Source organism: Lysinibacillus odysseyi 34hs-1 = NBRC 100172, assembly GCF_001591965.1.
In the GTDB taxonomy this organism is placed as follows: Bacteria; Bacillota; Bacilli; order Bacillales_A; family Planococcaceae; genus Lysinibacillus_B; species Lysinibacillus_B odysseyi.
The window spans coordinates 20,085-45,845 of the sequence record NZ_BCVX01000012.1; the positions used below are offsets into that span (position 1 = coordinate 20,085).

General features: G+C 41.4%; 33 protein-coding genes. All 33 read right to left on the minus strand.

Going from position 1 to position 25,761, the window contains the following annotated elements; genetic code table 11:
- Positions 1-36 precede the first annotated feature (36 nt).
- On the minus strand, positions 37-1,332 hold the full coding sequence (gene secY / locus BOD01S_RS17795) for a preprotein translocase subunit SecY (RefSeq protein ID WP_036151923.1): 1,296 nt from the start codon (positions 1,330-1,332) through the stop codon (positions 37-39).
- Positions 1,332-1,772: a 50S ribosomal protein L15 gene (gene rplO / locus BOD01S_RS17800; protein ID WP_036151926.1), complete on the minus strand. Its 441-nt coding sequence runs from the start codon at positions 1,770-1,772 to the stop codon at positions 1,332-1,334. The genes secY and rplO overlap by 1 nt, the downstream gene beginning before the upstream one ends.
- 35 nt (positions 1,773-1,807) lie before the next feature.
- The gene (gene rpmD, locus BOD01S_RS17805; protein ID WP_174523103.1) at positions 1,808-1,990 is read right to left on the minus strand and encodes a 50S ribosomal protein L30; all 183 of its coding nucleotides are present in this window, start codon (positions 1,988-1,990) and stop codon (positions 1,808-1,810) included.
- A gap of 10 nt (positions 1,991-2,000) precedes the next feature.
- Complete coding sequence (gene rpsE / locus BOD01S_RS17810; RefSeq protein WP_036151930.1) at positions 2,001-2,501, minus strand: 30S ribosomal protein S5; 501 nt, start codon at positions 2,499-2,501, stop codon at positions 2,001-2,003.
- A gap of 21 nt (positions 2,502-2,522) precedes the next feature.
- Positions 2,523-2,882: a 50S ribosomal protein L18 gene (rplR, locus tag BOD01S_RS17815; protein WP_036151932.1), complete on the minus strand. Its 360-nt coding sequence runs from the start codon at positions 2,880-2,882 to the stop codon at positions 2,523-2,525.
- A gap of 32 nt (positions 2,883-2,914) precedes the next feature.
- Positions 2,915-3,454, minus strand: a complete 540-nt coding sequence (gene rplF, locus BOD01S_RS17820) for a 50S ribosomal protein L6 (RefSeq protein WP_036151934.1) — start codon at positions 3,452-3,454, stop codon at positions 2,915-2,917.
- A gap of 31 nt (positions 3,455-3,485) precedes the next feature.
- Positions 3,486-3,884, minus strand: coding sequence for a 30S ribosomal protein S8 (rpsH, locus tag BOD01S_RS17825; protein ID WP_036151936.1), 399 nt, complete (start codon positions 3,882-3,884; stop codon positions 3,486-3,488).
- Positions 3,885-3,915: 31 nt separating this feature from the next.
- Positions 3,916-4,101 (minus strand): type Z 30S ribosomal protein S14, encoded by a 186-nt coding sequence (locus tag BOD01S_RS17830; RefSeq protein ID WP_004233656.1) that lies wholly within the window; start codon positions 4,099-4,101, stop codon positions 3,916-3,918.
- A gap of 22 nt (positions 4,102-4,123) precedes the next feature.
- Entirely contained in the window at positions 4,124-4,663 is a 540-nt protein-coding gene (gene rplE, locus BOD01S_RS17835) for a 50S ribosomal protein L5 (protein WP_036151939.1), read from the minus strand.
- 30 nt (positions 4,664-4,693) lie between these two features.
- Positions 4,694-5,002, minus strand: coding sequence for a 50S ribosomal protein L24 (gene rplX / locus BOD01S_RS17840; RefSeq protein WP_036151941.1), 309 nt, complete (start codon positions 5,000-5,002; stop codon positions 4,694-4,696).
- A gap of 37 nt (positions 5,003-5,039) precedes the next feature.
- Positions 5,040-5,408, minus strand: coding sequence for a 50S ribosomal protein L14 (gene rplN / locus BOD01S_RS17845; protein WP_036151943.1), 369 nt, complete (start codon positions 5,406-5,408; stop codon positions 5,040-5,042).
- 53 nt (positions 5,409-5,461) lie between these two features.
- Positions 5,462-5,725 carry a 30S ribosomal protein S17 gene (rpsQ, locus tag BOD01S_RS17850; RefSeq protein WP_036151945.1) on the minus strand — a complete coding sequence of 88 codons (264 nt, stop codon included), beginning with the start codon at positions 5,723-5,725 and terminating at the stop codon, positions 5,462-5,464.
- A 24-nt stretch (positions 5,726-5,749) separates the two neighbouring features.
- Positions 5,750-5,947, minus strand: coding sequence for a 50S ribosomal protein L29 (rpmC, locus tag BOD01S_RS17855; protein ID WP_036151947.1), 198 nt, complete (start codon positions 5,945-5,947; stop codon positions 5,750-5,752).
- Positions 5,937-6,371 carry a 50S ribosomal protein L16 gene (gene rplP / locus BOD01S_RS17860; protein ID WP_004233644.1) on the minus strand — a complete coding sequence of 145 codons (435 nt, stop codon included), beginning with the start codon at positions 6,369-6,371 and terminating at the stop codon, positions 5,937-5,939. Before rplP ends, rpmC begins: the two co-directional genes overlap by 11 nt.
- A 2-nt stretch (positions 6,372-6,373) precedes the next feature.
- Positions 6,374-7,030: a 30S ribosomal protein S3 gene (rpsC, locus tag BOD01S_RS17865; RefSeq protein ID WP_036151950.1), complete on the minus strand. Its 657-nt coding sequence runs from the start codon at positions 7,028-7,030 to the stop codon at positions 6,374-6,376.
- 3 nt (positions 7,031-7,033) lie between these two features.
- Positions 7,034-7,378, minus strand: a complete 345-nt coding sequence (gene rplV, locus BOD01S_RS17870; RefSeq protein WP_036151952.1) for a 50S ribosomal protein L22 — start codon at positions 7,376-7,378, stop codon at positions 7,034-7,036.
- A gap of 22 nt (positions 7,379-7,400) precedes the next feature.
- The gene (rpsS, locus tag BOD01S_RS17875; protein ID WP_036151954.1) at positions 7,401-7,679 is read right to left on the minus strand and encodes a 30S ribosomal protein S19; all 279 of its coding nucleotides are present in this window, start codon (positions 7,677-7,679) and stop codon (positions 7,401-7,403) included.
- 60 nt (positions 7,680-7,739) lie between these two features.
- Positions 7,740-8,570 carry a 50S ribosomal protein L2 gene (gene rplB / locus BOD01S_RS17880; protein ID WP_036151956.1) on the minus strand — a complete coding sequence of 277 codons (831 nt, stop codon included), beginning with the start codon at positions 8,568-8,570 and terminating at the stop codon, positions 7,740-7,742.
- Positions 8,571-8,614: 44 nt separating this feature from the next.
- Positions 8,615-8,899 (minus strand): 50S ribosomal protein L23, encoded by a 285-nt coding sequence (gene rplW / locus BOD01S_RS17885; RefSeq protein WP_036151959.1) that lies wholly within the window; start codon positions 8,897-8,899, stop codon positions 8,615-8,617.
- Positions 8,899-9,522, minus strand: coding sequence for a 50S ribosomal protein L4 (gene rplD / locus BOD01S_RS17890; RefSeq protein ID WP_036151961.1), 624 nt, complete (start codon positions 9,520-9,522; stop codon positions 8,899-8,901). Before rplD ends, rplW begins: the two co-directional genes overlap by 1 nt.
- A gap of 26 nt (positions 9,523-9,548) precedes the next feature.
- Complete coding sequence (gene rplC, locus BOD01S_RS17895; protein ID WP_036151964.1) at positions 9,549-10,178, minus strand: 50S ribosomal protein L3; 630 nt, start codon at positions 10,176-10,178, stop codon at positions 9,549-9,551.
- 47 nt (positions 10,179-10,225) lie between these two features.
- Complete coding sequence (gene rpsJ, locus BOD01S_RS17900; protein WP_004233624.1) at positions 10,226-10,534, minus strand: 30S ribosomal protein S10; 309 nt, start codon at positions 10,532-10,534, stop codon at positions 10,226-10,228.
- 355 nt (positions 10,535-10,889) lie between these two features.
- Positions 10,890-12,209 (minus strand): Na+/H+ antiporter family protein, encoded by a 1,320-nt coding sequence (locus BOD01S_RS17905; RefSeq protein ID WP_036151966.1) that lies wholly within the window; start codon positions 12,207-12,209, stop codon positions 10,890-10,892.
- A 114-nt stretch (positions 12,210-12,323) separates the two neighbouring features.
- Positions 12,324-14,273: an FtsX-like permease family protein gene (locus BOD01S_RS17910; RefSeq protein ID WP_036151968.1), complete on the minus strand. Its 1,950-nt coding sequence runs from the start codon at positions 14,271-14,273 to the stop codon at positions 12,324-12,326.
- Entirely contained in the window at positions 14,263-15,024 is a 762-nt protein-coding gene (locus tag BOD01S_RS17915; RefSeq protein ID WP_036151970.1) for an ABC transporter ATP-binding protein, read from the minus strand. Before BOD01S_RS17915 ends, BOD01S_RS17910 begins: the two co-directional genes overlap by 11 nt.
- Before the next feature lie 103 nt (positions 15,025-15,127).
- On the minus strand, positions 15,128-16,135 hold the full coding sequence (locus BOD01S_RS17920; protein ID WP_233153160.1) for a sensor histidine kinase: 1,008 nt from the start codon (positions 16,133-16,135) through the stop codon (positions 15,128-15,130).
- Positions 16,132-16,809, minus strand: a complete 678-nt coding sequence (locus tag BOD01S_RS17925) for a response regulator transcription factor (protein ID WP_036151974.1) — start codon at positions 16,807-16,809, stop codon at positions 16,132-16,134. The genes BOD01S_RS17920 and BOD01S_RS17925 overlap by 4 nt, the downstream gene beginning before the upstream one ends.
- 125 nt (positions 16,810-16,934) lie before the next feature.
- A complete protein-coding gene (gene tuf, locus BOD01S_RS17930) occupies positions 16,935-18,122 on the minus strand; it encodes an elongation factor Tu (protein WP_036151976.1) in 1,188 nt (395 codons plus the stop codon).
- 126 nt (positions 18,123-18,248) lie between these two features.
- Positions 18,249-20,330 (minus strand): elongation factor G, encoded by a 2,082-nt coding sequence (gene fusA / locus BOD01S_RS17935; protein ID WP_036151978.1) that lies wholly within the window; start codon positions 20,328-20,330, stop codon positions 18,249-18,251.
- Between the two features lie 77 nt (positions 20,331-20,407).
- The gene (rpsG, locus tag BOD01S_RS17940; RefSeq protein WP_036151980.1) at positions 20,408-20,878 is read right to left on the minus strand and encodes a 30S ribosomal protein S7; all 471 of its coding nucleotides are present in this window, start codon (positions 20,876-20,878) and stop codon (positions 20,408-20,410) included.
- 49 nt (positions 20,879-20,927) lie between these two features.
- On the minus strand, positions 20,928-21,347 hold the full coding sequence (rpsL, locus tag BOD01S_RS17945) for a 30S ribosomal protein S12 (protein WP_004233609.1): 420 nt from the start codon (positions 21,345-21,347) through the stop codon (positions 20,928-20,930).
- Positions 21,348-21,445: 98 nt separating this feature from the next.
- On the minus strand, positions 21,446-21,697 hold the full coding sequence (locus tag BOD01S_RS17950; RefSeq protein ID WP_036151982.1) for a ribosomal L7Ae/L30e/S12e/Gadd45 family protein: 252 nt from the start codon (positions 21,695-21,697) through the stop codon (positions 21,446-21,448).
- Between the two features lie 233 nt (positions 21,698-21,930).
- Complete coding sequence (gene rpoC, locus BOD01S_RS17955) at positions 21,931-25,620, minus strand: DNA-directed RNA polymerase subunit beta' (protein ID WP_036151983.1); 3,690 nt, start codon at positions 25,618-25,620, stop codon at positions 21,931-21,933.
- Positions 25,621-25,761 lie beyond the last annotated feature (141 nt).

A 25,761-nucleotide genomic window follows, 5' to 3' on the forward strand; every position in this document is an offset into this window, starting at 1 on the left:
GGATTAAGGAAACTTGAATGTTTCCCTAAACCTGCATTATTTCATAAAGCCTTTATAATGACGTTTTACTAGCTGCGATTCTAATTGTTTCATTGTCTCTAGCGCTACACCGACTACGATAATCAAACTTGTACCGCCAATCCGCACGGAAGCAGGGAGGTTCATAAAGTTTGTAAAGAGGATCGGTACAACAGCAATGGCAACAAGGAATAGTGCACCTACAAAAGTCAAACGATAAAGTACTCTTGTTAAATAAGTTTGCGTATCATTCCCAGGACGGATCCCCGGAATGTATGCACCTTGTTTTTTCAAGTTGTCAGCCACATTTTCTGGATTCACCTGAACGAATGCATAGAAATATGTGAATGCAATGATCAAAATAATGTAAATCGCCATACCAATTGGTTGCGTATAATTCAGATTGTTTGTAATCCAAGTTGTTACACTATTTTGGCCAAAGAATGTAGCAAGCGTTTGAGGTGTTACAAGGAACGCTACTGAAAAGATTACCGGAATAACCCCTGCAGCATTTACTTTTAACGGTAAGTGCGTTTGTTGTCCACCGACTGCCTGGCCACGACCGGCAACTCGTTTTGCATATTGAATCGGGATTTTACGCAAAGCCTGTTGTACGTAAATAACACCAACAACAATAGCTAGCAGCACTAACACTAAAAGGGCTAGAATCACAATGTTAATGAATAACTGATCTTTTGCACCTTCAATTTGTTGTGCATACACTTGGTTGACTGCATTAGGAATCGCCGCGACGATACCAGCGAAGATAATGATAGAAATACCATTACCAACACCATGTGCAGTAATTTGCTCAGCTAACCAAAGTAAAAATGATGTACCTGCAGTTAAGACAATCGCAATTGTTAAATAAGATCCCATACTAGTATTAGTAATCAATGATCCGCCATAGAATTGGTTAAACCCAAATGACATGGCAAATGACTGAATAAACGCTAGTAAAATCGTAAAGTAACGTGTGAATTGAGCGAGTTTGCGCCGGCCCACTTCACCTTGCTTAGCCCATTCTGCAAATTTCGGTACAACGTCCATTTGCAACAGCTGAACAATGATTGAAGCTGTAATGTACGGCATAATTCCCATCGCAAAGATCGAGAAGTTTGCCAGTGCACCACCGCCAAATGTATTCAGGAAGCCGACAAGGTTAAACTCGTCAGTTGCCTTTAATACATCTGCATTAACGTTTGGTACCGGGATGAAAGTCCCGATACGAAAAACGATTAACATTAAAAGAGTAAAGATGATTTTATTTCGTATATCTCGAACGCGCATAAAGTTAGAGATCGTCTGAAACATTAGATCACCTCAGTTGTTCCGCCAGCGTTCTCGATTGCTTCTTTAGCAGAAGCTGAGAACTTGTGAGCTTTCACAGTAAGCTTAACATTTAAAGTTCCGTTACCTAAAACTTTAATGCCAGCTTTCTCGTTGCTCACTACACCTGTTTCTAACAATAATGCAGGTGTTACTTCTGCACCATCTTCGAAACGGTTAAGTGCGTCAAGGTTAACGATAGCGTATTCTTTACGGTTGATGTTCGTAAAGCCGCGTTTCGGTAAACGACGGAAAAGTGGGTTTTGACCCCCCTCAAATCCTGGGCGAACGCCGCCGCCTGAACGAGCGTTTTGACCTTTATGACCTTTACCTGCAGTTTTACCGTTACCAGAACCGATACCACGACCAACACGGTTACGTTCTTTACGTGAGCCTTCTGCTGGTTTTAACTCATGAAGTTTCATTATGGGTGGCACCTCCTTGTTCAATGTTGTTGAAATTAGATTTCTTTTACAGTAACTAAGTGAGCTACTTTTGTTAACATACCGCGAATAGCTGCGTTATCAGCTTGTTCTACAGTTTGGTTTGTTTTACGTAAGCCAAGAGCTTCAACAGTTTTACGCTGTGCCGGTTTAACACCGATCACAGATTTAGTAAGGGTGATTTGTAATTTAGCCATTATAATTCCCCCCTTATCCTAATAATTCTTCCACTGATTTACCGCGTAGTTTAGCTACTTCCTCTGCGCGTTTCAATTCAGATAAACCTGCTACAGTTGCACGCACCATGTTGATTGGTGTGTTTGAACCTAGAGATTTTGAAAGAATATCAGTAATACCAGCAAGTTCTAGTACAGCACGTACTGGACCACCAGCGATTACTCCTGTACCAGGAGCAGCAGGTTTGATTAAGATTGAACCTGCACCGAAGCGACCTTGCACTAAGTGTGGAGTAGTTCCACCCACGCGTGGTACTTCGATTAAGTTTTTCTTCGCGTCTTCAACAGCCTTGCGGATTGCATCTGGAACCTCTTGAGCTTTACCAGTACCAAAACCTACATGACCGTTTTTATCTCCAACAACAACTAATGCTGTGAAGCGGAAGCGACGACCACCTTTAACAACTTTAGCAACGCGGTTAATCGTAACTACGCGTTCTTCAAGTTCTAATTTGTTTGCGTCAATGCGACTCATGAAGTATGTCCCTCCTTCTTATTAAAATTCTAAGCCGTTTTCACGTGCAGCTTCAGCTAAAGCTTTTACACGTCCATGATATAAGTAACCACCACGGTCAAATACCACAGTAGTAATATTTTTTTCAACAGCGCGTTTTGCGATGATTTCACCGATTTTAGCAGCTGCTTCTGTGTTTGAGCCAGTACCTTCGAAACCTTTTTCTTGAGTATTAGCAGAAACTAAAGTTACGCCAGCTACGTCATCGATCAATTGTGCATAGATGTTCTTGTTTGAACGGAATACGTTTAAACGTGGACGCTCAGCAGTACCTGAGATCTTAGAACGAACACGCCCATGACGTTTCTTACGAACTTGATTTTTATCTTGTTTCGTAATCATAGAGGTCACTCCTTTCTAATGCTTATGCAGCATTATTTACCTGTTTTACCTTCTTTACGACGAACGAATTCGCCTTCATAACGGATCCCTTTACCTTTGTAAGGCTCTGGTGGACGTACGTCACGGATATTAGATGCTAATGCACCTACACGCTCTTTTGAAATACCTTTAACGATGATTTTAGTGTTTGAAGGAACTTCAACCTCTAAACCTTCTTCTGGTGTGAACTCTACTGGATGAGAGTAACCAACGTTCAATACTAGCTTTTTGCCTTGTAATTGAGCACGGTAACCTACACCGATAAGTTCTAGAGAGCGAGTGAAACCTTCAGACACACCAGTTACCATGTTAGCTAGTAACGCACGAGTTGTACCGTGGTTTGTACGGTGTTCTTTAGATTCAGAAGGGCGAACAACAGTGATGATGTTGCCTTCTTGCTCGATTTTCATATCTTTGTGGAATTGACGAGTTAATTCGCCTTTTGGACCTTTAACAGTTACTGTGTTGTTTTCTTCTACAGTTACAGTAACGCCAGCAGGTACCTCGATAACCTTTTTACCTACGCGAGACATTTAGTTGCACCTCCATTCTTTTTATTGCTAATTACCAAACGTATGCTAAGATTTCTCCGCCAACTTGTTTAGCGCGAGCTTCTTTATCAGTCAATAAACCTTGTGAAGTTGATACTAAAGCGATACCAAGACCGTTTAATACTTTAGGTACTTCGTTTGTTTTTGCGTATACGCGTAAACCCGGTTTAGAAATACGTTTTAAGCCAGTGATAACACGCTCATTATCTTTACCGTATTTTAAGAAGATACGGATGATACCTTGCTTGTTGTCCTCTACGTACTCTACGTCACGGATGAAACCTTCACGCTTTAAGATTTCAGCGATTTCTTTTTTTACATTAGAAGCTGGAACTTCTAATTTTTCGTGACGAACCATGTTCGCATTACGGATGCGAGTAAGCATATCTGCAATCGGATCAGTCATTGTCATGAAAATTTACCTCCTTCCCAAATTTAGGGGATTACCAGCTGGCTTTCTTAACGCCAGGAATTTGTCCCTTATATGCAAGTTCACGGAAACAAATACGGCAAAGTTTAAATTTGCGATATACAGAGTGTGGACGGCCACAGCGTTCACAACGTGTATATTCTTGGACTTTAAACTTTTGCTTACGTTGTTGTTTAACGATCATTGATTTTTTAGCCACGTTTTCGCCCTCCTTGTTTTAATTACTTCTGGAACGGCATACCGAATTGTGTCAATAACTCGCGAGCTTCTTCATCAGAATTCGCAGTCGTTACGATCACGATGTCCATACCGCGTACTTTCGAAACTTTATCGTAATCGATTTCAGGGAAAATTAGTTGCTCTTTCACACCTAATGTGTAGTTCCCGCGACCGTCGAATGCTTTTTTAGAAACACCACGGAAGTCACGTACACGTGGAAGTGCGATTGCGATTAATTTATCCAAGAATTCATACATACGCTCACCGCGTAGTGTAACTTTAGCACCGATAGGCATACCTTCACGAAGACGGAAACCTGCGATCGATTTTTTTGCTTTTGTTACTACTGGTTTTTGACCAGTGATGATTGTTAATTCTTCTACAGCTGCATCTAATGCTTTAGAGTTTTGAACTGCGTCACCAACACCCATGTTGATTACGATTTTTTCAACTTTTGGCACTTGCATAACTGATTTATATTCAAACTTGCTCATAAGAGCAGGAGAAACTTCATTTAAATATTTTTCTTTTAGGCGGCTCATGTAGTTTTACCTCCCTTCATCTATTTGCTATTAGTCGATTACTACACCTGATTTTTTTGCAACACGAACTTTTTTGCCGTCTTCGATTTTGTAACCTACGCGAGTCGGCTCGCCAGATTTTGGATCGATTAGCATTACGTTCGAAACGTGGATTGCAGCTTCTTGAGATACAATACCACCTTGTGGGTTAAGCTGGTTAGGTTTAACGTGTTTCTTAACGATGTTTACACCTTCAACAATCACTCGGTCTTGTTTAGGGAAAGCAGCTAAGATTACGCCCTCTTTACCTTTATCTTTACCAGTAATTACTTTTACTTTGTCGCCCTTTTTAACATGCATTATGTGTCGCACCTCCTTGATTGGTACTATCATGAAATTAAAGAACTTCTGGAGCTAGAGAAACGATCTTCATGAAGCTGCTATCACGTAATTCACGTGCAACAGGTCCGAAAATACGAGTTCCGCGTGGAGACTTGTCATCTTTGATGATTACGCAAGCGTTCTCGTCAAATTTGATATAAGTACCATCTTTACGGCGTACACCAGATTTAGTGCGAACGATAACAGCCTTAACAACGTCACCTTTCTTGACAACGCCACCTGGTGTTGCTTTCTTAACTGTACATACGACGATATCGCCGATGTTAGCAGTCTTGCGGCCAGAACCACCAAGTACTTTAATTGTTAATACTTCACGTGCACCTGAGTTGTCAGCAACTTTCATACGACTTTCTTGTTGGATCACTTAGGTTACCTCCCTTCGGAATTTGGCTACTTACGAAATTTCCGAAATAGTTATTAGATAATAACCGCTTTCTCTACAACTTCCACTACGCGGAAACGTTTAGTAGCTGATAGCGGGCGAGTTTCCATGATACGAACCATATCACCGATTTTCGCTGTGTTTAGCTCATCATGAGCCTTAAACTTTTTAGAGTACTTTACACGCTTACCGTATAATTTATGTTTCTTGTAAGTTTCAACTAAAACTGTAACAGTTTTGTCCATTTTGTCAGAAACAACACGGCCAGTGTAAACTTTGCGTTGGTTACGCTCAGTCATGCCTGAAAACCTCCTTTATCAGTATTATTGTGCACTGATTTCTCTTTCGCGAATCACAGTTTTCATACGCGCAATCGCTTTACGAACTTCGCGGATGCGAGCTGTGTTTTCTAATTGACCAGTCGCCAATTGGAAGCGAAGGTTGAAAAGCTCTTCTTTCAGTGATTTCACTTTCAATTCAATTTCAGAAGTGGCAAGCTCACGGATTTCATTAGCTTTCATTAGATTCACCACCAGTTTCTTGACGTTTTACGATCTTACATTTAACAGGAAGTTTGTGTGATGCTAAACGAAGTGCCTCACGTGCTACCTCTTCAGATACACCGGCAATTTCGAACATTACTTTTCCTGGTTTTACTACTGCTACCCAGCCTTCTGGAGAACCTTTACCAGAACCCATGCGGACTTCTAGAGGCTTTTTAGTGTAAGGCTTATGCGGGAAGATTTTGATCCAAACTTTACCGCCACGTTTCATGTAACGTGTCATAGCAATACGGGCAGATTCGATTTGACGGTTTGTAATCCAAGATGCAGTTTGAGCTTGTAGGCCCCACTCACCGAAAGTTACTTCTTTACCGCCTTTCGCTTCGCCACGCATGTTACCACGGTGTTCACGACGATATTTTACGCGTTTAGGTAATAACATTATTATTTGCCTCCTTCCACAGAGTTCTTCTTAGTTGGAAGGACTTCACCACGATAGATCCATACTTTAACACCAAGCTTACCATAAGTTGTGTCAGCTTCAGCGTGTGCATAATCAATGTCAGCACGTAAAGTATGAAGTGGAACAGTTCCTTCTGAATAGTGTTCAGCACGCGCGATATCAGCGCCACCTAAACGACCAGATACTTGTGTTTTAATTCCTTTTGCACCAGCACGGATTGTGCGTTGGATTGCTTGTTTTTGAGCACGGCGGAATGATACGCGGTTCTCAAGTTGACGAGCGATATTTTCAGCTACTAGACGAGCATCCAAATCTGCTCTTTTAATTTCAACGATGTTGATGTGTACACGCTTGCCAGTTAAATCGCTAAGGTATTTACGTAAGTTTTCAACTTCCGTACCGCCTTTACCGATTACCATACCTGGTTTCGCAGTGTGAATTGTGATGTTTACGCGGTTTGCAGCGCGTTCGATTTCAACTTTAGATACAGATGCATCTTTAAGTGAAGACTCGATATATTTACGGACTTTGATATCTTCGTGTAAAAGATCAGCGTAGTCTTTTTCAGCGAACCATTTTGACTCCCAGTCACGAATAATACCAACGCGTAGTCCTATTGGATGTACTTTTTGACCCACGGATTAACCCTCCTTCTTCTCAGATACCACTACAGTGATGTGGCTTGTGCGTTTGTTAATTGCGCTTGCACGTCCTTGAGCACGTGGACGGAAACGTTTTAATGTTGGACCTTCGTCAACAAAAACTTCAGAAACAACTAGGTTGTTGATGTCTAACTCATAGTTGTGTTCAGCGTTAGCAACTGCAGATTTTAATACTTTTTCAACGACTGGAGACGCCGCTTTTGGAGTATGACGTAAAATTGCAACTGCTTCACCAACCTGCTTACCTCGAATTAAGTCTACAACTAGACGTACTTTACGAGGAGCGATACGAACTGTACGAGCGATAGCTTTAGCTTGTGTCATTAGGATTTACCTCCTCTCAAAATTAGCGTCTTGTTTTCTTGTCATCTGCACCGTGACCTTTATAAGCACGTGTCGGTGCGAACTCACCAAGTTTGTGTCCTACCATATCTTCTGTCACGTATACAGGAACATGTTTACGTCCATCATATACAGCGATTGTTAAACCGATGAAGTTCGGGAAGATAGTTGAACGGCGAGACCAAGTCTTGATAACCTGTTTTTTCTCAGAAGCCTCTTGCGCTTCCACTTTTTTCATTAAGTGGTCATCTACAAAAGGTCCTTTCTTTAAGCTGCGACCCATTTAGGAACCTCCCTCCGTGATTCGACCACGGCTCTCGATACGAACCGTAGTTCAATCACATTATTTTTTACGACTACGAATAATAAATTTAGATGATTTATTTTTCTTTTTGCGTGTTTTATAACCAAGAGCTGGTTTACCCCAAGGTGTCATTGGAGATTTACGTCCGATTGGAGAACGTCCTTCACCACCACCGTGTGGGTGATCGTTAGGGTTCATTACAGAACCACGAACAGTTGGGCGTTTACCTAACCAACGAGAACGACCTGCTTTACCGATGTGGATAAGTTCGTGCTGTTCGTTACCAACTTGACCGATTGTAGCACGGCAAGTAGCTAATACAAGGCGAACTTCACCAGATTGAAGACGAACGATTACGTATTTGCCTTCACGACCAAGTACTTGTGCAGATGTACCAGCAGAACGCACTAATTGGCCACCTTTACCAGGTTTTAACTCGATGTTATGGATTGTTGTACCCATTGGAATGTTTGCTAATGGTAATGCGTTACCTACTTTGATGTCAGCCTCTGGACCAGAAACGATCGTTTGACCTACTTCAAGACCTTTCGGAGCTAGGATATAACGCTTTTCACCGTCAGCGTAGTTAATTAATGCGATATTCGCAGAGCGGTTTGGATCATATTCGATAGTAGCAACGCGTCCTGGAATGCCGTCTTTAAGACGTTTGAAGTCGATTACGCGGTATTGCTTCTTATGACCACCACCATGATGACGAACAGTAATTTTACCTTGGTTGTTACGACCAGCTTTGCGTTTCGTTGGCTCTAATAAAGACTTTTCAGGTTTATTAGTTGTGATTTCCGCAAAGTCAGATGACGTCATGTTACGACGACCATTTGAGGTTGGTTTATACTTCTTAATCGCCATGTGTTTTCCCTCCTTCTGTATTGTTCAATTAAATCCTTAATGGATTAGATGTCGAATAATTCGATTTCTTTTGAATCAGCAGTCAATTTCACGATTGCTTTACGGCGTTTGTTAGTGAAACCACCGAATTTACCAACGCGTTTGAATTTACCTTTGTAGTTCATGATGTTTACTTTATCAACTTCAACGCCAAAGATTTCTTCTACTGCTTGCTTCACTTGTGTTTTGTTAGCGCGAGTGTCTACTTCGAAAGTATACTTTTTCTCTGCCATAATTTCAGAAGAACGCTCAGTAATGACCGGACGTTTAATGATATCACGTGCTTCCATTATCCAAGCACCTCCTCAACTTTTTTTACTGCATCTTGAGTGAATACAACTTTGTCATGACCTAATAGATCAAGAACGTTGATTCCGTTTGCAGTTAAAACAGTAACACCAGGGATGTTACGTGCAGATAAAGCTGCGTTTTCGTTAAGCTCAGCTGTTACGAAAAGAGCTTTTTTATTGATTTCTAATGCTTTTAAGATAGCAGCGAAATCTTTTGTTTTTGGTGCATCTAGAGTTAATGCATCAAGAACTACGAAGTTTTGTTCAACCACTTTTGCTGATAAAGCAGATTTAAGAGCTAAGCGACGAACTTTCTTCGGTAATTTGTAAGCATAGCTACGTGGAGTTGGACCGAATACGATACCACCGCCGCGCCATTGTGGAGAGCGGATTGAACCTTGACGTGCACGACCAGTTCCTTTTTGACGCCATGGCTTACGACCACCACCAGCAACTTCAGAACGGTTTTTTACTTTATGATTACCTTGACGTAGTGAAGCGCGTTGAGCGATTACAGCGTCGAATAATACAGCTTCATTTGGCTCGATTCCGAAGATCGCATCGTTTAATTCGATTTCACCAACTGAAGCACCTGTTTGACTAAGTACAGATACCTTTGTCATTCCTGTGTCCTCCTTTCTTCAGAGAATTATTTAGATTTGATTGCAGTTTTTACTGCAACAAGAGCTTTTTTAGAACCAGGAACATTACCTTTAACTAATAATAAGCCGCGGTCTGCATCAACCTTAACGATTTCAAGGTTTTGGATTGTCACTACATGACCACCCATTTGACCAGGTAATTTCTTTTGTTTGAATACGCGGTTCGGAGCAACTGGACCCATTGAACCAGGACGACGGTGGTAACGAGAACCGTGGGCCATAGGACCACGAGATTGTCCGTGGCGTTTGATTACACCTTGGAAACCTTTACCTTTAGTAACACCTGTTACATCAACTACATCGCCTTCTGCGAAAATTTCTACTTTGACTTCTTGACCAACTTCGTACTCTTCCACGTTTACATTGCGGAACTCACGAATGAAGCGCTTAGGAGCAGTATTTGCTTTTGCTACATGACCTTGTTCCGGTTTGTTAGCAAGCTTTACACGCTTGTCTTCGAAACCAACTTGAATCGCTTCGTAACCGTCAGTTTCAACAGTTTTCTTTTGAAGTACTACGTTTGAAGAAGCTTCAATAACTGTTACTGGGATTAGGTCGCCATTCTCAGCGAAAACTTGAGTCATGCCAATTTTTCTACCTAAGATTCCTTTAGCCATTCGTCACACCTCCTATAAGTTTTAAAAAGTTATATTTGTTTTTACCATTAAAGTTTGATTTCGATATCAACGCCAGATGGTAAGTCAAGTTTCATTAACGCATCAACAGTTTGTGGTGTTGGGTTAACGATATCGATTAGACGTTTATGCGTACGCATTTCGAATTGTTCACGAGAATCTTTGTACTTGTGAACAGCACGTAAGATTGTGTACACAGACTTCTCAGTTGGAAGTGGAATCGGACCTGACACACTTGCACCTGAACGTTTCGCTGTTTCCACGATTTTCTCAGCAGATTGATCAAGGATACGGTGATCATACGCTTTTAAACGGATACGAATCTTTTGTTTTGCCATAATTTTCCCTCCTTCTCGCCTATTTTCTAGACATTCTCCACGAAAATTTCCCACACACGCGCCATGGCAAAGCGGCCGGGTGTGTCGGCAACCTCTCGCTTCATCGCAGTCAAAGACCAACATTCAACATTATATACAATAAAAAAGAAGTTCGCAAGTGTTTCAGCAAAATTCTTTTTCCCGTGACTATAATGTTATATCTTTGGATACATTCGCTCTTTCTGAGCCGTTTTCTAGTATATAAGAGACAGTAAGTGAAAGCAACCCTAAAGAACTCAAATATTACAAAATAAAATATTCTGACTACTATTCCATTAAAATAAGCCGCCTTCATTGATGAAAGCGACTCCTATTACTATAAGAAGAAAACGACGGCTAACCAGCCAAAAAGTATTTGCGGGATATTATAGAAAATAAATGTCGGTACACATGTATCCCAGATATGATTATGCTGTCCATCCACATTCAATCCCGCAGTTGGGCCTAGAGTAGAATCTGATGCTGGCGAACCGGCATCACCAAGCACACCCGCTGTGCCTATCAGACAAATGATAGCTAGTTCACTTAAACCTAGTTCTACAGCAAGCGGAACGAAAATCGCTGCAATGATAGGAATGGTCGCAAAAGAGGAACCAATGCCCATCGTCACGATGAGTCCGACAACAAGCATGGCTAAAACAGTAATACTGACGTTACCGCCAAAAAGATCCATAGCATTTGCTACTAATGGCTCTACATCACCAGTAGCATTGATGACAGCCGAGAAACCGTTTGCTGAAATCATGACAAAACCAACGAATGCCATCATACGCATTCCTTCGGTCAATACCGCATCTGCTTCTCTCACCTTTAATGCACCCGTTACATACAGAACAGCAATTCCGGCAAGTGAACCGATGATCATCGAATCTGTTGGAATTTGAACTGCCAAGGAGGCAATTAATGCTACTGCTGCAAAGAGTATGTTGCGGGGCTGGATTTCCTTTTCTGACTGCTCTGTATCTTGTACTTTTATCATTTGGTACCGTCTTGGTTTACGATACGTAATAAACGCTCCTGCAAGGCCTACAGCCATGCCTAACGCGACAATAGCCATTGCCTTAGGAACATCACTCAATTCCACTGAAAGCCCTGCTAAACCCATTTGTGTGACAATGATATCCTGGTAAATCAGGCCAAAACCATATGGCAGGAACATATACGGTGTAATCAGTCCAAACGTTAAAATACATGCTATTAAACGACGGTCAATCTGCAGCATGTTCATTACTTTAATCATCGGAGGCACGATTAACGGGATAAATGCGATATGAACAGGAATCAAATTTTGTGACATAATTGCTAATGCCAGCAGGACGAAGAAGATTAATGCCTTCGCCAGTCCTTTTTTCTGGGAGTCCCCCTCTCGCTGTACCAGCTTTAAAATCGCCCCGACCAATACTTCGGGGATGCCTGTACGTGAGATAGCCAGTGCAAAGCCGCCAAGCAGCCCATAACTGAGGGCAATTGTGGCACCGCCGCCAAGACCGCCGACAAACGCATCAATTGTCTCCATAATCGGCAGGCCGCCTGCAAGTCCACCGATTACCGCACCAATTGTCAGGGATAATACTACATTTATACGAAGTAGACTTAATACAAGCATAATGCCTACTGCTACTAATACTGCATTCATCTATGACACTTCACTTTCGTATGCTAAATTACTAATGTGTTAAAGTTACTATATTAAGATAGCGAAGTCAATAAGAAAACCATCAATTTTAAAAAAATTGATGGTTTGGTTTATTTATAATGTTTCCCGTATGACTTTTCTATAGTAACTGATAGAGAGAATAGCAAAGATAATATACATTACAATATATAACCCCATTGTAATCAGCATTGGCGCCATCAGCTCTGTACCGAACAAGAACCATCCTGATTTAACAGCGAAATAGCTGTGCAGCAAGCCGATCAATAGTGGCACTCCAAAATTGAACAGCTGCTTGGCATAAATACCCCGCATCAATTCCTGCTCAGAAAAGCCGATTTTACGCATAATCGTAAATGCATCCTTCTGTTCATCGGCTTCTGCTGTCTGTTTGAAATATAAAATACTGCAAGTCGCCAGCAAGAATGCCAAACCTAAAAAGGCAGTAGTGAAAATAGTAACACCGAGCATTCCTAAGTAATCCTTACGCACTTCTTCTTGTGTTTGGCGGGTAAAAGAATGCTTAACGCCATCCCTATACTCGGATCCATTTTCTTCATAGAGCTTGTCAGCCCGTTCCATATCCTTTTTGTCCTGAAGTATAACCGATTGTTGAATAATCGGGGCTTGGACCGAAGGATATTGCTCAAACTTCGCATCACTTACTACGAGGATAGGCGAACCTCCCGTATTTACTGAAGTAAGAATGGGCTCTTCTCTTACATCCTTTATTCGAACCTTTTCGTTCTTATAGTTCCCTTCCGTCCCTAAACGGATCGTCAATTCTTTGCCGGATTTAATAGGAAACATTTCAGCTAGATAACCGAAATGGCTCTCCATAAATACTTCATCACCTTGCAGTGTAGCTGCCGCATCAATCTGTTGGTAATCACTGAGAGAAATAATCCCTACTGATGAATAAATATCTTCTGCTATCGGGGCTGCCACGACTTCCTTCATTGGGATTTCTACCATTTTCAGATGATATGTCTTCACCTCATGAGCAATATTTTCTTCATCTAAGGCCTTTAAAAATCCGTCCATCTCCTGATTATTAATTGTATAGTCAGCAGGTACCTGCTGATATGCTATCACATCAACTGAATAATAGGAGATATAAGAAAGTGTCATTATCGCAAGCGATACTGCTGTTAAAACAGTGATCAACGTCAGCGATTTTGCATTCCCCTTCATCCTGTGCATAATCGGTGTAACAGCTAGCACATCTACTATATTCAAATGTCCATTTTTCTTTAAACGCAGTAAATTCATGACAAACGAAACAGAGAAACGGAAGACAAGGAATGTTCCGCCGATCGTCGTTACTAAAATGATAAGCATGTTTAAAAACAGATTCGCCCCTGAATTTATATCAAACAAGTTCGTCGATGCATAATAGCCGTATGCAATCAGCCCAATTCCAATCGCCCCAATGGCCATCTTGACAGGGCTAAAGCGCTTAACACGCTCGTCTGCCTGCTTTGAAGCAGTAAATAAATTAATAAGTGTGACACGTCTGATCATCCAAGCCATTTGAATTAAAATGATAATAAGTAAAATGGCAAACACTACAGCCGTTTTGATCACAGCCTGCTTGCTAAACGCCATTTCTACTACAGTATTTTGCTCCAGCAGTTTCAGAAGAATCATTGCAAATAGTCGGGAGCTTAAAAAACCAAATACCATTCCGCTAACTACGGCTCCTACAAATAGAATGACATTTTCAAGTGCGATGAGGCGGAAAATCAACCCCTTCGTCATACCGATTAACTGATACATTCCCATTTCCTTGCTGCGGCGTTTCATGAACAGGTGGTTTGCATATAGTACAAAGAACAGGACGATAAAATACAGCATATAGGTAGCTGCCTCAAAGCCGGAAGCAGCGGTCCCGCTGTTAGCTGTCTGTTCCATAACCGATTTATTATACTGTAGCGTAACGAATGAAAAATATAATGTTACACTGAAAATAAGCGCGAAGAAATACAAAAAGTACTGCTTCATATTTTTCAGCATACTGCGGAAAACGAGTTGATTAAGACTCATAGCCGTCACCACCCAGCACACTTTGCGTGCTTAAAATTTGCTGGAAAAACTCATTACGCGCTTTTTCCCCCCGGTACAGCTCTGTATACAGCGCCCCGTCCTTTAAAAAGAGCACTCGTGAACAGAAGCTTGCAGCAACTGCATCGTGTGTTACCATCATGATCGTTACTTGCTGATGATGATTAATATCCTCCAGGTTTTTCAATAGAGCTGTAGCTGCTTTCGAATCAAGCGCGCCTGTCGGTTCATCAGCAAAGACGATAGACGGTTTTGTAATTAATGCCCTGGCAGCAGATGTACGCTGCTTTTGACCGCCTGATATTTCATTTGGATATTTATTCGCAATTCCTTCAATATCCAAGATACGTACCAATTCCTTAAATCTTGATTCTGCAGCTGCCTTCGGTATCTTTTTTATCGATAAGGGAAGCAGAATATTCTCCTTAACTGTTAATGTATCAAGTAAGTTATACTCTTGGAAAATAAAGCCCAGCTCATCCCGGCGGAAGTTTGCCAGCTCTCTTTCCTTCATTCTTTGAAGGTATTGCCCGTTAATCTCTACCATGCCTTCAGTTACCTTATCAATCGAACAAAGCACATTCAGCAGGGTCGTCTTTCCCGAACCTGATGGGCCCATAATACCTATGAATTCACCTTTTTCTACCTCCAGATCAATACCTTTTAATACTTCCTGGGCTGTTGACTTCTTGCCATATACTTTACGCACTTTTCGCGCTGTTAAAATGTTCATCTGAAAACCCCTCTCTTCCTAACTTATATCTTTATTTTACATGGAGGATTGTTTGGTTTCGTTTGTTTTACATGACAAAAACAAACGGTACATGACAATTTCGTCACATACCGTAAGATTGATCATATGCATTTTCTTTAGGGAATTGGATCATTACTGTTGTCCCTTTTCCTACTGTTGAATCGATCTTCAGGTTAATCCCTAATTTAACAGCAACACTTTTGGCCAAATATAAGCCCATTCCCGTTGCAGCTGACGACTCTCTGCCTACCGTCCCTGTATAAGACTTTTTAAAAACCCTTGGAAGATCCTCAGCTTTAATACCTGTTCCAACATCCCGGATCTGAAGAACAAGGTGACCATCAGAATCTTTATGGTGTGTTATGTGAATCATTTCATTCTCAGGACTGTACTTAATAGCGTTGGATAACACTTGCCTTACGATAAAACCCAGCCATTTAGCATCTGTTTTCACCGTCTGGTCAAGTTCATCTACTTCAAAGCCGATCCCTTTTTCCATACACCATGATTGGAAATCACGAATCTCTTTATATACAATCTGTCTTATCCCTACCTGTTCTAGTCGGTTATCTTGTTCAATTGTCAGCAGTCGCGTTTGGTGGAGCTGCTGGTCGAGCAATAAGTAAATACGAAGCCATTCTTGCTCTAGCTTTGTACGGAGTTTTACTTCTTCCACCTGTTCAACCATCAATTTAATTGCTGTAAGAGGGGCTTTCATCTCATGTACCCAAGCAAGTAAATCATCAGATTCTTCCTGCCTTTGGATACTTAATTCGTTGATTTTCTGGGCCTTCTCTTCCAGCTCTTTTAAAAACTGATCCCTATAAAGACTTTGAAAGGCTGTCATGCCGGATGGCTTAATGTCTTCCATAACTGTGCTGTCGAGTAACGCCCGGACAGCTTTGCGATCAATGATAAATCGCCACCCTAAAAATAAAATAAGTAGGACGAACTGAATGATATTAAAGTATAAAATGGAAACACCCGAAAATCCGGCATCGAGTGTAAAGACGACATTCGACCAAATAAGAGTAACGAAGAAGAAGCCGATCCACGCTGCATGCTCTTTCAAAAAGAGCCAAATCATCATTTTTCCACCGCCATGTAACCAAGTCCTTTTTTTGTGACAATCATATCTTCAAGTCCAATTTCCCCGAGACGCTGCCGCAGTCGGTTAACATTCACGGTTAATGTATTATCATTTACAAACCGTTCATCATCCCAAAGCTTTCTCATCAGCTCATCACGTGAAACAATTTGATTGCTTGCTTTCACAAGAATTTTTAAAATGAAGAATTCATTTTTCGTCAGCTCGATCTGCTGCTCCTTATAGGTAACAAGGGCCCGATCATAATCAAGAGTAGCTCCATTCCAGCGAATCATTTCCATAGGCTGTTCTTTATAATCATATGTACGCCGCAATAATGCCTGCACCTTCGCAATTAACACATCCATATGGAAAGGTTTTTGTATAAAGTCATCTGCCCCCATCTGCATCGCCATTACCATATCCATTGGATGATCACGTGAAGAAAGGAAGAGAATAGGAACTTTTGAAATGGCACGTATTTCTCGGCACCAGTGAAATCCATCAAACGCAGGTAATTGAATATCAATGATTACTAATTGGGGCTGCTCTGCTAGAAAGTCATCCATCACCTTTTGAAAATTACGAGGTGCAGCCACCAAAATTGACCACTGGGAAAAACGCTCCTGAATCTGTTCAAAAATTGATGGATCATCTTCTATTAATAATACTTTCATTTTTTTGCCTCCTCTCAATAAGAATACTATAAAAAACGCTTTTACTGTTAATTTTTACTATAAGCATATAAAAAAACCTTGAGAGCGTCCCCTCAAGGTTTCTTAAAAATTAGCATTAGCTAAAATTATTTTTGGATAGAAGCTACAACGCCAGCGCCTACAGTACGGCCACCCTCACGGATAGAGAACTTAGTACCTTCTTCAAGAGCGATTGGAGCGATTAATTCTACAGTCATTTCGATGTTATCGCCAGGCATTACCATTTCAACGCCTTCTGGTAACATACAGATACCTGTTACGTCAGTTGTACGGAAGTAGAACTGAGGACGGTAGTTAGAGAAGAATGGAGTGTGACGTCCACCCTCTTCTTTTGATAAAACGTAAACTTCAGCTTTGAAGTTTGTGTGTGGAGTGATTGAGCCTGGTTTAGCCAATACTTGACCACGTTGGATGTCTTCACGAGCTACACCACGAAGTAATGCACCGATGTTGTCACCAGCTTCAGCATAGTCTAATAATTTACGGAACATTTCAACACCAGTTACAGTAGTTGATTTAGCTTCTTCTTGGATACCAACGATTTCTACTACGTCACCAACTTTAACTTGACCGCGTTCTACACGACCAGTTGCTACTGTACCACGACCAGTGATAGAGAATACGTCCTCTACTGGCATCATGAATGGTTTGTCAGTTTGACGTTCTGGAGTTGGGATGTACTCATCAACTGCGTCCATTAATTCGATGATTTTTTCTTCCCACTCTGGCTCTCCTTCAAGAGCTTTAAGAGCAGAACCTTTGATTACTGGTAGGTCATCGCCTGGGAATTCATATTCAGATAGTAGGTCACGGATTTCCATTTCTACTAATTCTAATAATTCTTCGTCGTCTACCATATCACATTTGTTCATGAATACTACTAAGTAAGGAACACCTACTTGACGAGATAAAAGGATGTGCTCACGAGTTTGTGGCATTGGGCCGTCAGCAGCAGATACTACTAAGATACCGCCGTCCATTTGAGCAGCACCAGTGATCATGTTTTTAACATAGTCAGCGTGTCCTGGGCAGTCAACGTGTGCATAGTGACGTTTGTCAGTTTCATACTCAACGTGAGAAGTGTTGATTGTGATACCACGCTCTTTTTCTTCTGGAGCGTTATCGATGTCAGCGTAAGATTTAGCTTCGCCACCCATTTTTTTAGAAAGAACTGTTGCGATAGCAGCAGTTAAAGTTGTTTTACCATGGTCAACGTGTCCGATTGTACCAATGTTAGCATGCGTTTTCGAACGGTCAAATTTTTCTTTAGCCATTAGAGAAAGCCTCCTAAATATGTGTTTTAGTTTTTTATGTTATAACTGCTGGCCGATAAGGGCCCTTATCAGCCATGCAATCATAGCTTACAAGTTATTTATACTTGATACAAGATGAAAATTCAATTATTCACCTTTATTTTTTTTGATGATTTCTTCAGCAATTGATTTTGGTACTTCTTCATAGTGATCAAACACCATTGAGAATACACCGCGACCTTGAGTTGCTGAACGTAAAGTTGTTGCATATCCGAACATTTCAGATAGTGGAACCATTGCACGTACTACTTGTGAGTTACCACGAGCTTCCATACCCTCAACGCGTCCGCGGCGAGCAGTAATGTTACCCATGATATCACCAAGGTACTCTTCTGGAATTACAACTTCAACTTTCATCATTGGCTCTAAGATTACTGGGCTACATTTAGATGCAGCAGCTTTTAAAGCCATAGAAGCAGCGATTTTGAACGCCATTTCGTTGGAGTCAACGTCATGGTATGAACCATCGAATAATTTAGCTTTGATGTCGATTAATGGGTAACCAGCAACAACACCACGGTCTAAAGAATCGCGAAGTCCAGCTTCTACTGCTGGGATGTATTCACGAGGAACTACACCACCAACGATAGCGTTTTCGAATTCAAAACCAGCGCCCTCTTCATTTGGAGAGAACTCGATCCATACGTCACCGTATTGACCACGACCACCAGATTGACGAGTGAATTTACCTTGAACTTGAGCAGAACCACGGAATGTCTCACGGTAAGATACCATTGGAGCACCAACGTTTGCTTCTACTTTAAATTCACGTTTCATACGGTCAACTAGGATATCAAGGTGAAGCTCACCCATACCAGAGATGATTGTTTGACCAGTCTCTTGGTCTGTATGTGCACGGAATGTTGGATCTTCTTCTTGAAGCTTTTGTAAAGCTTGGCCCATTTTATCTTGGTCAGCTTTTGATTTAGGTTCTACAGATAAAGAGATAACTGGCTCTGGGAATTCCATAGACTCTAGGATAACAAGGTTTTTCTCGTCACATAGAGTGTCACCAGTAGTAGTATCTTTAAGACCTACAGCAGCAGCGATGTCACCAGCGAATACTTTAGAAATTTCTTCACGGCTGTTCGCGTGCATTTGAAGGATACGACCTACACGTTCACGTTTACCTTTTGTAGAGTTTTGTACGTATGAACCTGAATCTAATGTTCCAGAGTACACACGGAAGAATGTTAATTTACCTACGAATGGGTCAGTCATAACTTTGAATGCAAGAGCTGAGAATGGCTCTTCATCAGAAGAATGACGTACTAATTCTTCTTCACCATCGATATCAGTACCTTTAATAGCAGGTACATCTACTGGAGATGGCAGGTAATCGATTACTGCGTCAAGCATTTTACGAACACCTTTGTGTTTGAATGCTGTACCGCAGATTACTGGATAGAATTCTACTGCGATTGTAGCTTTACGAATAGCAGCTTTTAGCTCTTCCTTCGAAATTTCTTCACCAGCGAAGTATTTTTCCATGATATCTTCATTAACTTCAGCGATTGCTTCGATTAATTTTTCACGGTATTCTTCAGCTTGTGCTTGATATTCTTCAGGAATTGGTTGACCTTCGCGTAATGCTGTACCTTCTTCGTTGTCGTAGTAAGTTACATCCATTTCCACTAAGTCGATGATTGCTTTGAACTCATCTTCAGCACCGATTGGTAATTGGATTGGGTGTGCGTTCGCTTGTAGACGCTCATGTAAAGTGCCTACAGAGTATAAGAAGTCTGCACCCATTTTATCCATTTTGTTGATGAATACGATACGCGGTACGCCGTAAGTTGTAGCTTGACGCCATACAGTTTCAGTTTGAGGCTCAACACCTGATTGAGCATCAAGTACTGTTACCGCACCATCAAGTACACGTAAAGAACGTTCTACTTCTACAGTGAAGTCTACGTGTCCTGGAGTATCAATGATATTTACGCGGTGCCCTTTCCATTGAGCTGTTGTCGCAGCAGAAGTGATTGTAATACCACGTTCTTGCTCTTGCTCCATCCAGTCCATTTGAGAAGCGCCTTCGTGAGTTTCACCGATTTTATGAATCTTACCAGTGTAATAAAGGATACGCTCAGTTGTTGTTGTTTTACCAGCATCAATGTGAGCCATGATCCCAATATTACGTGTATTCTCTAATGAGAATTCGCGTTTCATAGGAAATTTCTCCTTCCATATTGGGTTAAAACTGTTAAGTATAATTCATGCTCTAGCTAGCTAGAGCACGAATGAAATTACCAGCGGTAGTGAGCGAATGCTTTGTTCGCTTCTGCCATTTTGTGCATGTCTTCACGTTTCTTAACTGAAGCACCTGTATTGTTAGATGCATCTAGGATTTCGTTAGCTAAACGCTCTTCCATCGTTTTTTCGCCACGAAGACGAGCATAGTTAACTAGGTAACGAAGACCTAAAGTAGTACGGCGTTCTGGACGAACTTCAACCGGTACTTGGTAGTTAGAACCACCAACACGGCGAGCGCGTACTTCAAGAACTGGCATTACATTGTTTAATGCAGCTTCAAATACTTCTAGTGGATCTTGACCAGAACGTTCTTTTACAAGTTCGAACGCACCGTATAAAATCTTTTGAGAAGTACCTCTTTTACCATCAATCATCATTTTATTGATTAAACGAGTTACTAGTTTTGAATTGTAAAGTGGATCTGGTAACACGTCACGTTTGGAAACAGGACCTTTACGAGGCATGTGTTTTCCTCCTTTCAGATAAATATCTATTTAGAGTTTTTCTTTTTAATTATTTCTTTTCTTTAGGGCGTTTTGTTCCGTATAGAGAACGTGATTGCATACGGCCGTTTACACCAGCAGTATCAAGAGCACCACGTACGATATGGTAACGAACACCCGGTAAGTCTTTTACACGACCGCCACGGATAAGAACAACACTGTGTTCTTGTAAGTTGTGGCCTTCACCTGGGATATACGCTGTAACCTCGATTTGGTTAGTTAAACGTACACGAGCGTATTTACGTAACGCTGAGTTAGGTTTTTTAGGCGTCATAGTACCTACACGAGTACAAACACCACGTTTTTGTGGAGATTTAACATCAGTTAAAGATTTTTTAAATGAGTTATAACCTTTGTTTAACGCTGGTGAGTTTGATTTCGTGATTTTAGATTTACGAGGCTTACGTACCAATTGGTTAATTGTAGGCATCGATTTTTCCTCCCTTCATTGAGTCCTTTTAATACCACACATCCAGGTGGTTCATTTTTTGGGTAAAAACAAAGTCTTTGTGTACATCTACACAAAAACTACATCGCAGTAATCGCAACAACTGCAGCTCCAACATGAATGCCGCAAGCTTTTCCAAGTTCTTTCTTAGACTCGACGAGATGAACTGGTATCCCGATTTCTTTCGCGAGAAGAATGGCCGGATCGGTTACCCAACTGTCTGCATCAAGTGCGACAAAAACTTCGAGTACTTGTCCAGCACGCATTGCTTTCACTGCCTGCTTTGTACCTATGATTGTTTGACTGGCCTGCTGAATCTTTTCATAAGACATTTTCATATCCTCCAAAAGCACAGACAGTTAACTATCAACCTTGAATATATTATCATTCCTAATTCCAACTGTCAACTAATATCTTCAAAAAACACACCCCGACCCCTGGATCGAGGTGATGTATTTTTGCGGCGGGCCTTACTTCCGCCAGAAGACTTCTAAAAAGAAACCTTCAGGTATTTTATTCATAGCAGCGGATAGAGAGCAGACTAACTGTTCTCTATCCATATGCTTTATTCAAACGATGTCAATTCTGCTTCTGTTGCAGGCTCATCTTCTGCAATACGAATTTGGCGGTAACGCTGCATACCAGTACCTGCAGGAACAAGCTTACCGATAATTACGTTTTCTTTCAGACCTAGAAGTTCATCACGCTTACCTTTGATTGCAGCATCCGTTAACACACGAGTTGTTTCTTGGAATGATGCAGCAGATAAGAATGATTCTGTTTCAAGAGAAGCTTTTGTAATACCTAGAATCACAGGGCGGCAAGTAGCTGGGTTTTTCCCGCTCAATACAGCCTCAGTATTCGCTTCAAGGAACTGGTGAATGTCTAGTAACGAACCAGGAAGTAACTCTGTATCTCCCGCTTCAATTACACGTACTTTACGAAGCATTTGGCGAACCATAACTTCGATATGCTTATCACCGATTTCTACCCCTTGCATACGGTATACTTTTTGTACTTCTTTCAACAGATACTCTTGAACTGTTGCTACGTCTTTTACTTTCAGTAATTGCTTCGGATCGATAGAACCTTCAGTAAGGATCTGACCTGGTCTAATCATGTCATCTAATTGAACTTTTAGACGAGCATTGTAAGGTGCTTGATACTTACGCGTTTCTACGTCACCTTGGATTGTAATCTCTTTTAAGCCTTCACGAATTTCTTCAATTTCCACTACTTTACCTGAAATCTCAGAGATAACCGCTTGCCCTTTCGGATTACGCGCCTCAAAGATCTCTTGGATACGTGGAAGACCTTGTGTAATATCGTTTCCGGCTACCCCGCCTGTATGGAATGTACGCATTGTTAACTGTGTACCTGGTTCCCCGATGGATTGAGCTGCGATAATACCAACCGCTTCCCCAACCTCAACTTCGTCACCAGTTGCCAAGTTCATACCGTAACATTTTTTACATACACCATGTTTTGTATTACATGTGAACGCAGAGCGGATTGTTACTTGATCAATGCCAGCTTCATCAATAGCTTTTGCTACGTCTTGAGTGATTAGGCCGTCACGCTCTAAAATAACTGCACCTGTTTCTGGATGAAGAATTGTTTTCTTCGTATAACGACCGATGATACGCTCATCAAGCATTTCGATAATCTCATTGCCTTCCATTAGCGCACCGATTGTTAAACCACGATCAGTACCACAATCATCCTCACGAACAATTACGTCTTGTGCTACGTCTACTAGACGACGAGTCAGGTAACCTGAGTCAGCCGTTTTTAACGCTGTATCGGCAAGACCTTTACGCGCACCGTGAGTCGAGATGAAGTACTCTAATACTGTTAAACCTTCACGGAATGAAGATTTGATTGGTAACTCAATGATACGACCTGCCGGGTTGGCCATCAGACCACGCATACCAGCAAGCTGTGTAAAGTTCGATGCGTTACCACGGGCACCAGAGTCAGACATCATGAAGATTGGGTTTGTTTTTTGTAATGAGTCCATCAGCTTGCCTTGGATTGTATCCTTCGCTTTTGACCAGATCTCGATTACACGATCATAACGCTCTTCCTCAGTGATTAAACCACGACGGAATTGCTTCATGACTTTATCTACTTTAGTCTGAGCCTCTTCAAGTATTTCCCCTTTTTCAGGTAATACTACGATATCAGATACCCCTACTGTAATCCCTGCACGAGTTGAATATTTGAAACCAAGATCTTTCATACGGTCAAGCATTTTAGAAGTCTCAGTAATTTTGAACTCCTTGAATACTTGTGCGATAACATTTCCTAAGAATTTCTTGCGGAATGGCGGTACAGCAGGAATAGAAGCAAAATGCTTCTGTAAAACAGCCTGACGCTGTGCCTCAATCTTTTCACCTTCTGATAGAGCTTTATACTCTTCTTTGGCTTCCAGCTCAGCAAGTGTTTCCTCGTCAATTGTTAGCTTCGCAAAGTATTTCTCTGGTGTTTTACTTTCCAGATTCGTATCTGTAGGTTCATTAATGTATGGGAATGATTCAGGTAAAATTTCATTGAAGATTACCTTACCGACAGTTGTTAACAAGAACATTTTATTTTGTTCTTCCGTAAACGTTGGGTTGTTTAGGGAAGCTGCTTGGATCGCAATACGAGTGTGTAAATGAACATGGCCAGTTTGGTATGCGATTAACACCTCATCGGATCCGTAGAAGATAGAGCCTTCACCACGCGCTCCTTCACGCTCAAGTGTTAAGTAATAGTTACCTAATACCATATCTTGAGATGGAGTTACTACCGGCTTACCATCTTTTGGGTTCAAGATGTTTTGTGCAGCCAGCATTAGTAAGCGTGCTTCTGCTTGGGCTTCTGCTGATAAAGGTACGTGAACCGCCATTTGGTCACCATCAAAGTCAGCGTTGTAGGCTGTACATACTAATGGGTGAAGACGAATTGCACGGCCTTCTACTAATGTAGGCTCGAATGCTTGAATACCAAGACGGTGAAGTGTTGGTGCACGGTTAAGTAACACTGGGTGCTCACGAATGACATCTTCAAGAACGTCCCATACTTCATTATGCATGCGTTCGATTTTACGCTTCGCTGATTTAATATTATGTGCTAGACCACGTTCTACCAACTCTTTCATAACGAAAGGCTTGAACAGCTCAATGGCCATTTCTTTTGGCAGACCACATTGGTACATCTTTAAGTTTGGACCTACTACGATAACCGAACGACCAGAGTAGTCAACACGTTTACCAAGTAAGTTTTGACGGAAACGACCTTGTTTCCCTTTTAGCATGTGTGAAAGAGATTTTAATGGTCGGTTACCAGGACCTGTTACCGGACGGCCGCGGCGACCATTATCGATCAGGGCATCAACTGCTTCTTGTAACATACGTTTTTCGTTTTGAACAATGATGCTTGGTGCACCAAGGTCTAGTAAACGTTTTAAACGGTTGTTACGGTTAATTACACGACGGTACAAATCATTCAAGTCGGAAGTTGCAAAACGACCACCATCTAATTGCACCATTGGACGAAGCTCCGGTGGTATAACCGGCAGTACATCCAAAATCATCCATGAAGGCTTATTGCCTGAGTTACGGAATGATTCTACTACTTCAAGGCGTTTGATCGCACGTGTGCGGCGCTGCCCTTGAGCTGTTTTTAACTCTTCTTTTAATGTAGTTGTTTCTACTTCTAGGTCGATTTGTTCTAAAAGCTTTTTAATTGCTTCTGCACCCATCGCCGCTTCAAACGAGCTGCCGAATTTTTCACGGTATGCACGGTATTCCTTCTCTGAAAGAAGTTGCTTATGCTCTAAGTTTGTACCTGCTGGATCGATTACTACATAAGATGCGAAGTAAATTACTTCCTCCAGTGCACGTGGAGACATATCTAAAATAAGTCCCATACGGCTTGGAATTCCTTTGAAGTACCAGATATGTGACACAGGAGCAGCCAGCTCAATATGTCCCATACGCTCACGGCGAACTTTCGCACGTGTAACTTCAACACCACAGCGGTCACAAACTACACCTTTATAGCGTACGCGTTTGTATTTACCACAGTGACATTCCCAGTCTTTCGTCGGTCCAAAGATACGTTCACAGAAAAGACCATCTTTTTCTGGTTTTAATGTACGGTAGTTGATTGTTTCAGGCTTCTTAACCTCACCATAAGACCAAGAACGAATTTTGTCCGGAGAAGCTAAACCAATTTTCATATATTCAAATTCATTAACGTCTATCAAGGAGCCTACCTCCCTTTAGTATAAGTCCTCTAATGACTCTTTTCCGTAGCTCGACAATTTAACGGTTGCAAGATACTGCACCTTGTAATGATGCTCTTGCTGTGTAGATAAGAAGATTTGCATACTTATCCACCAAAAAAA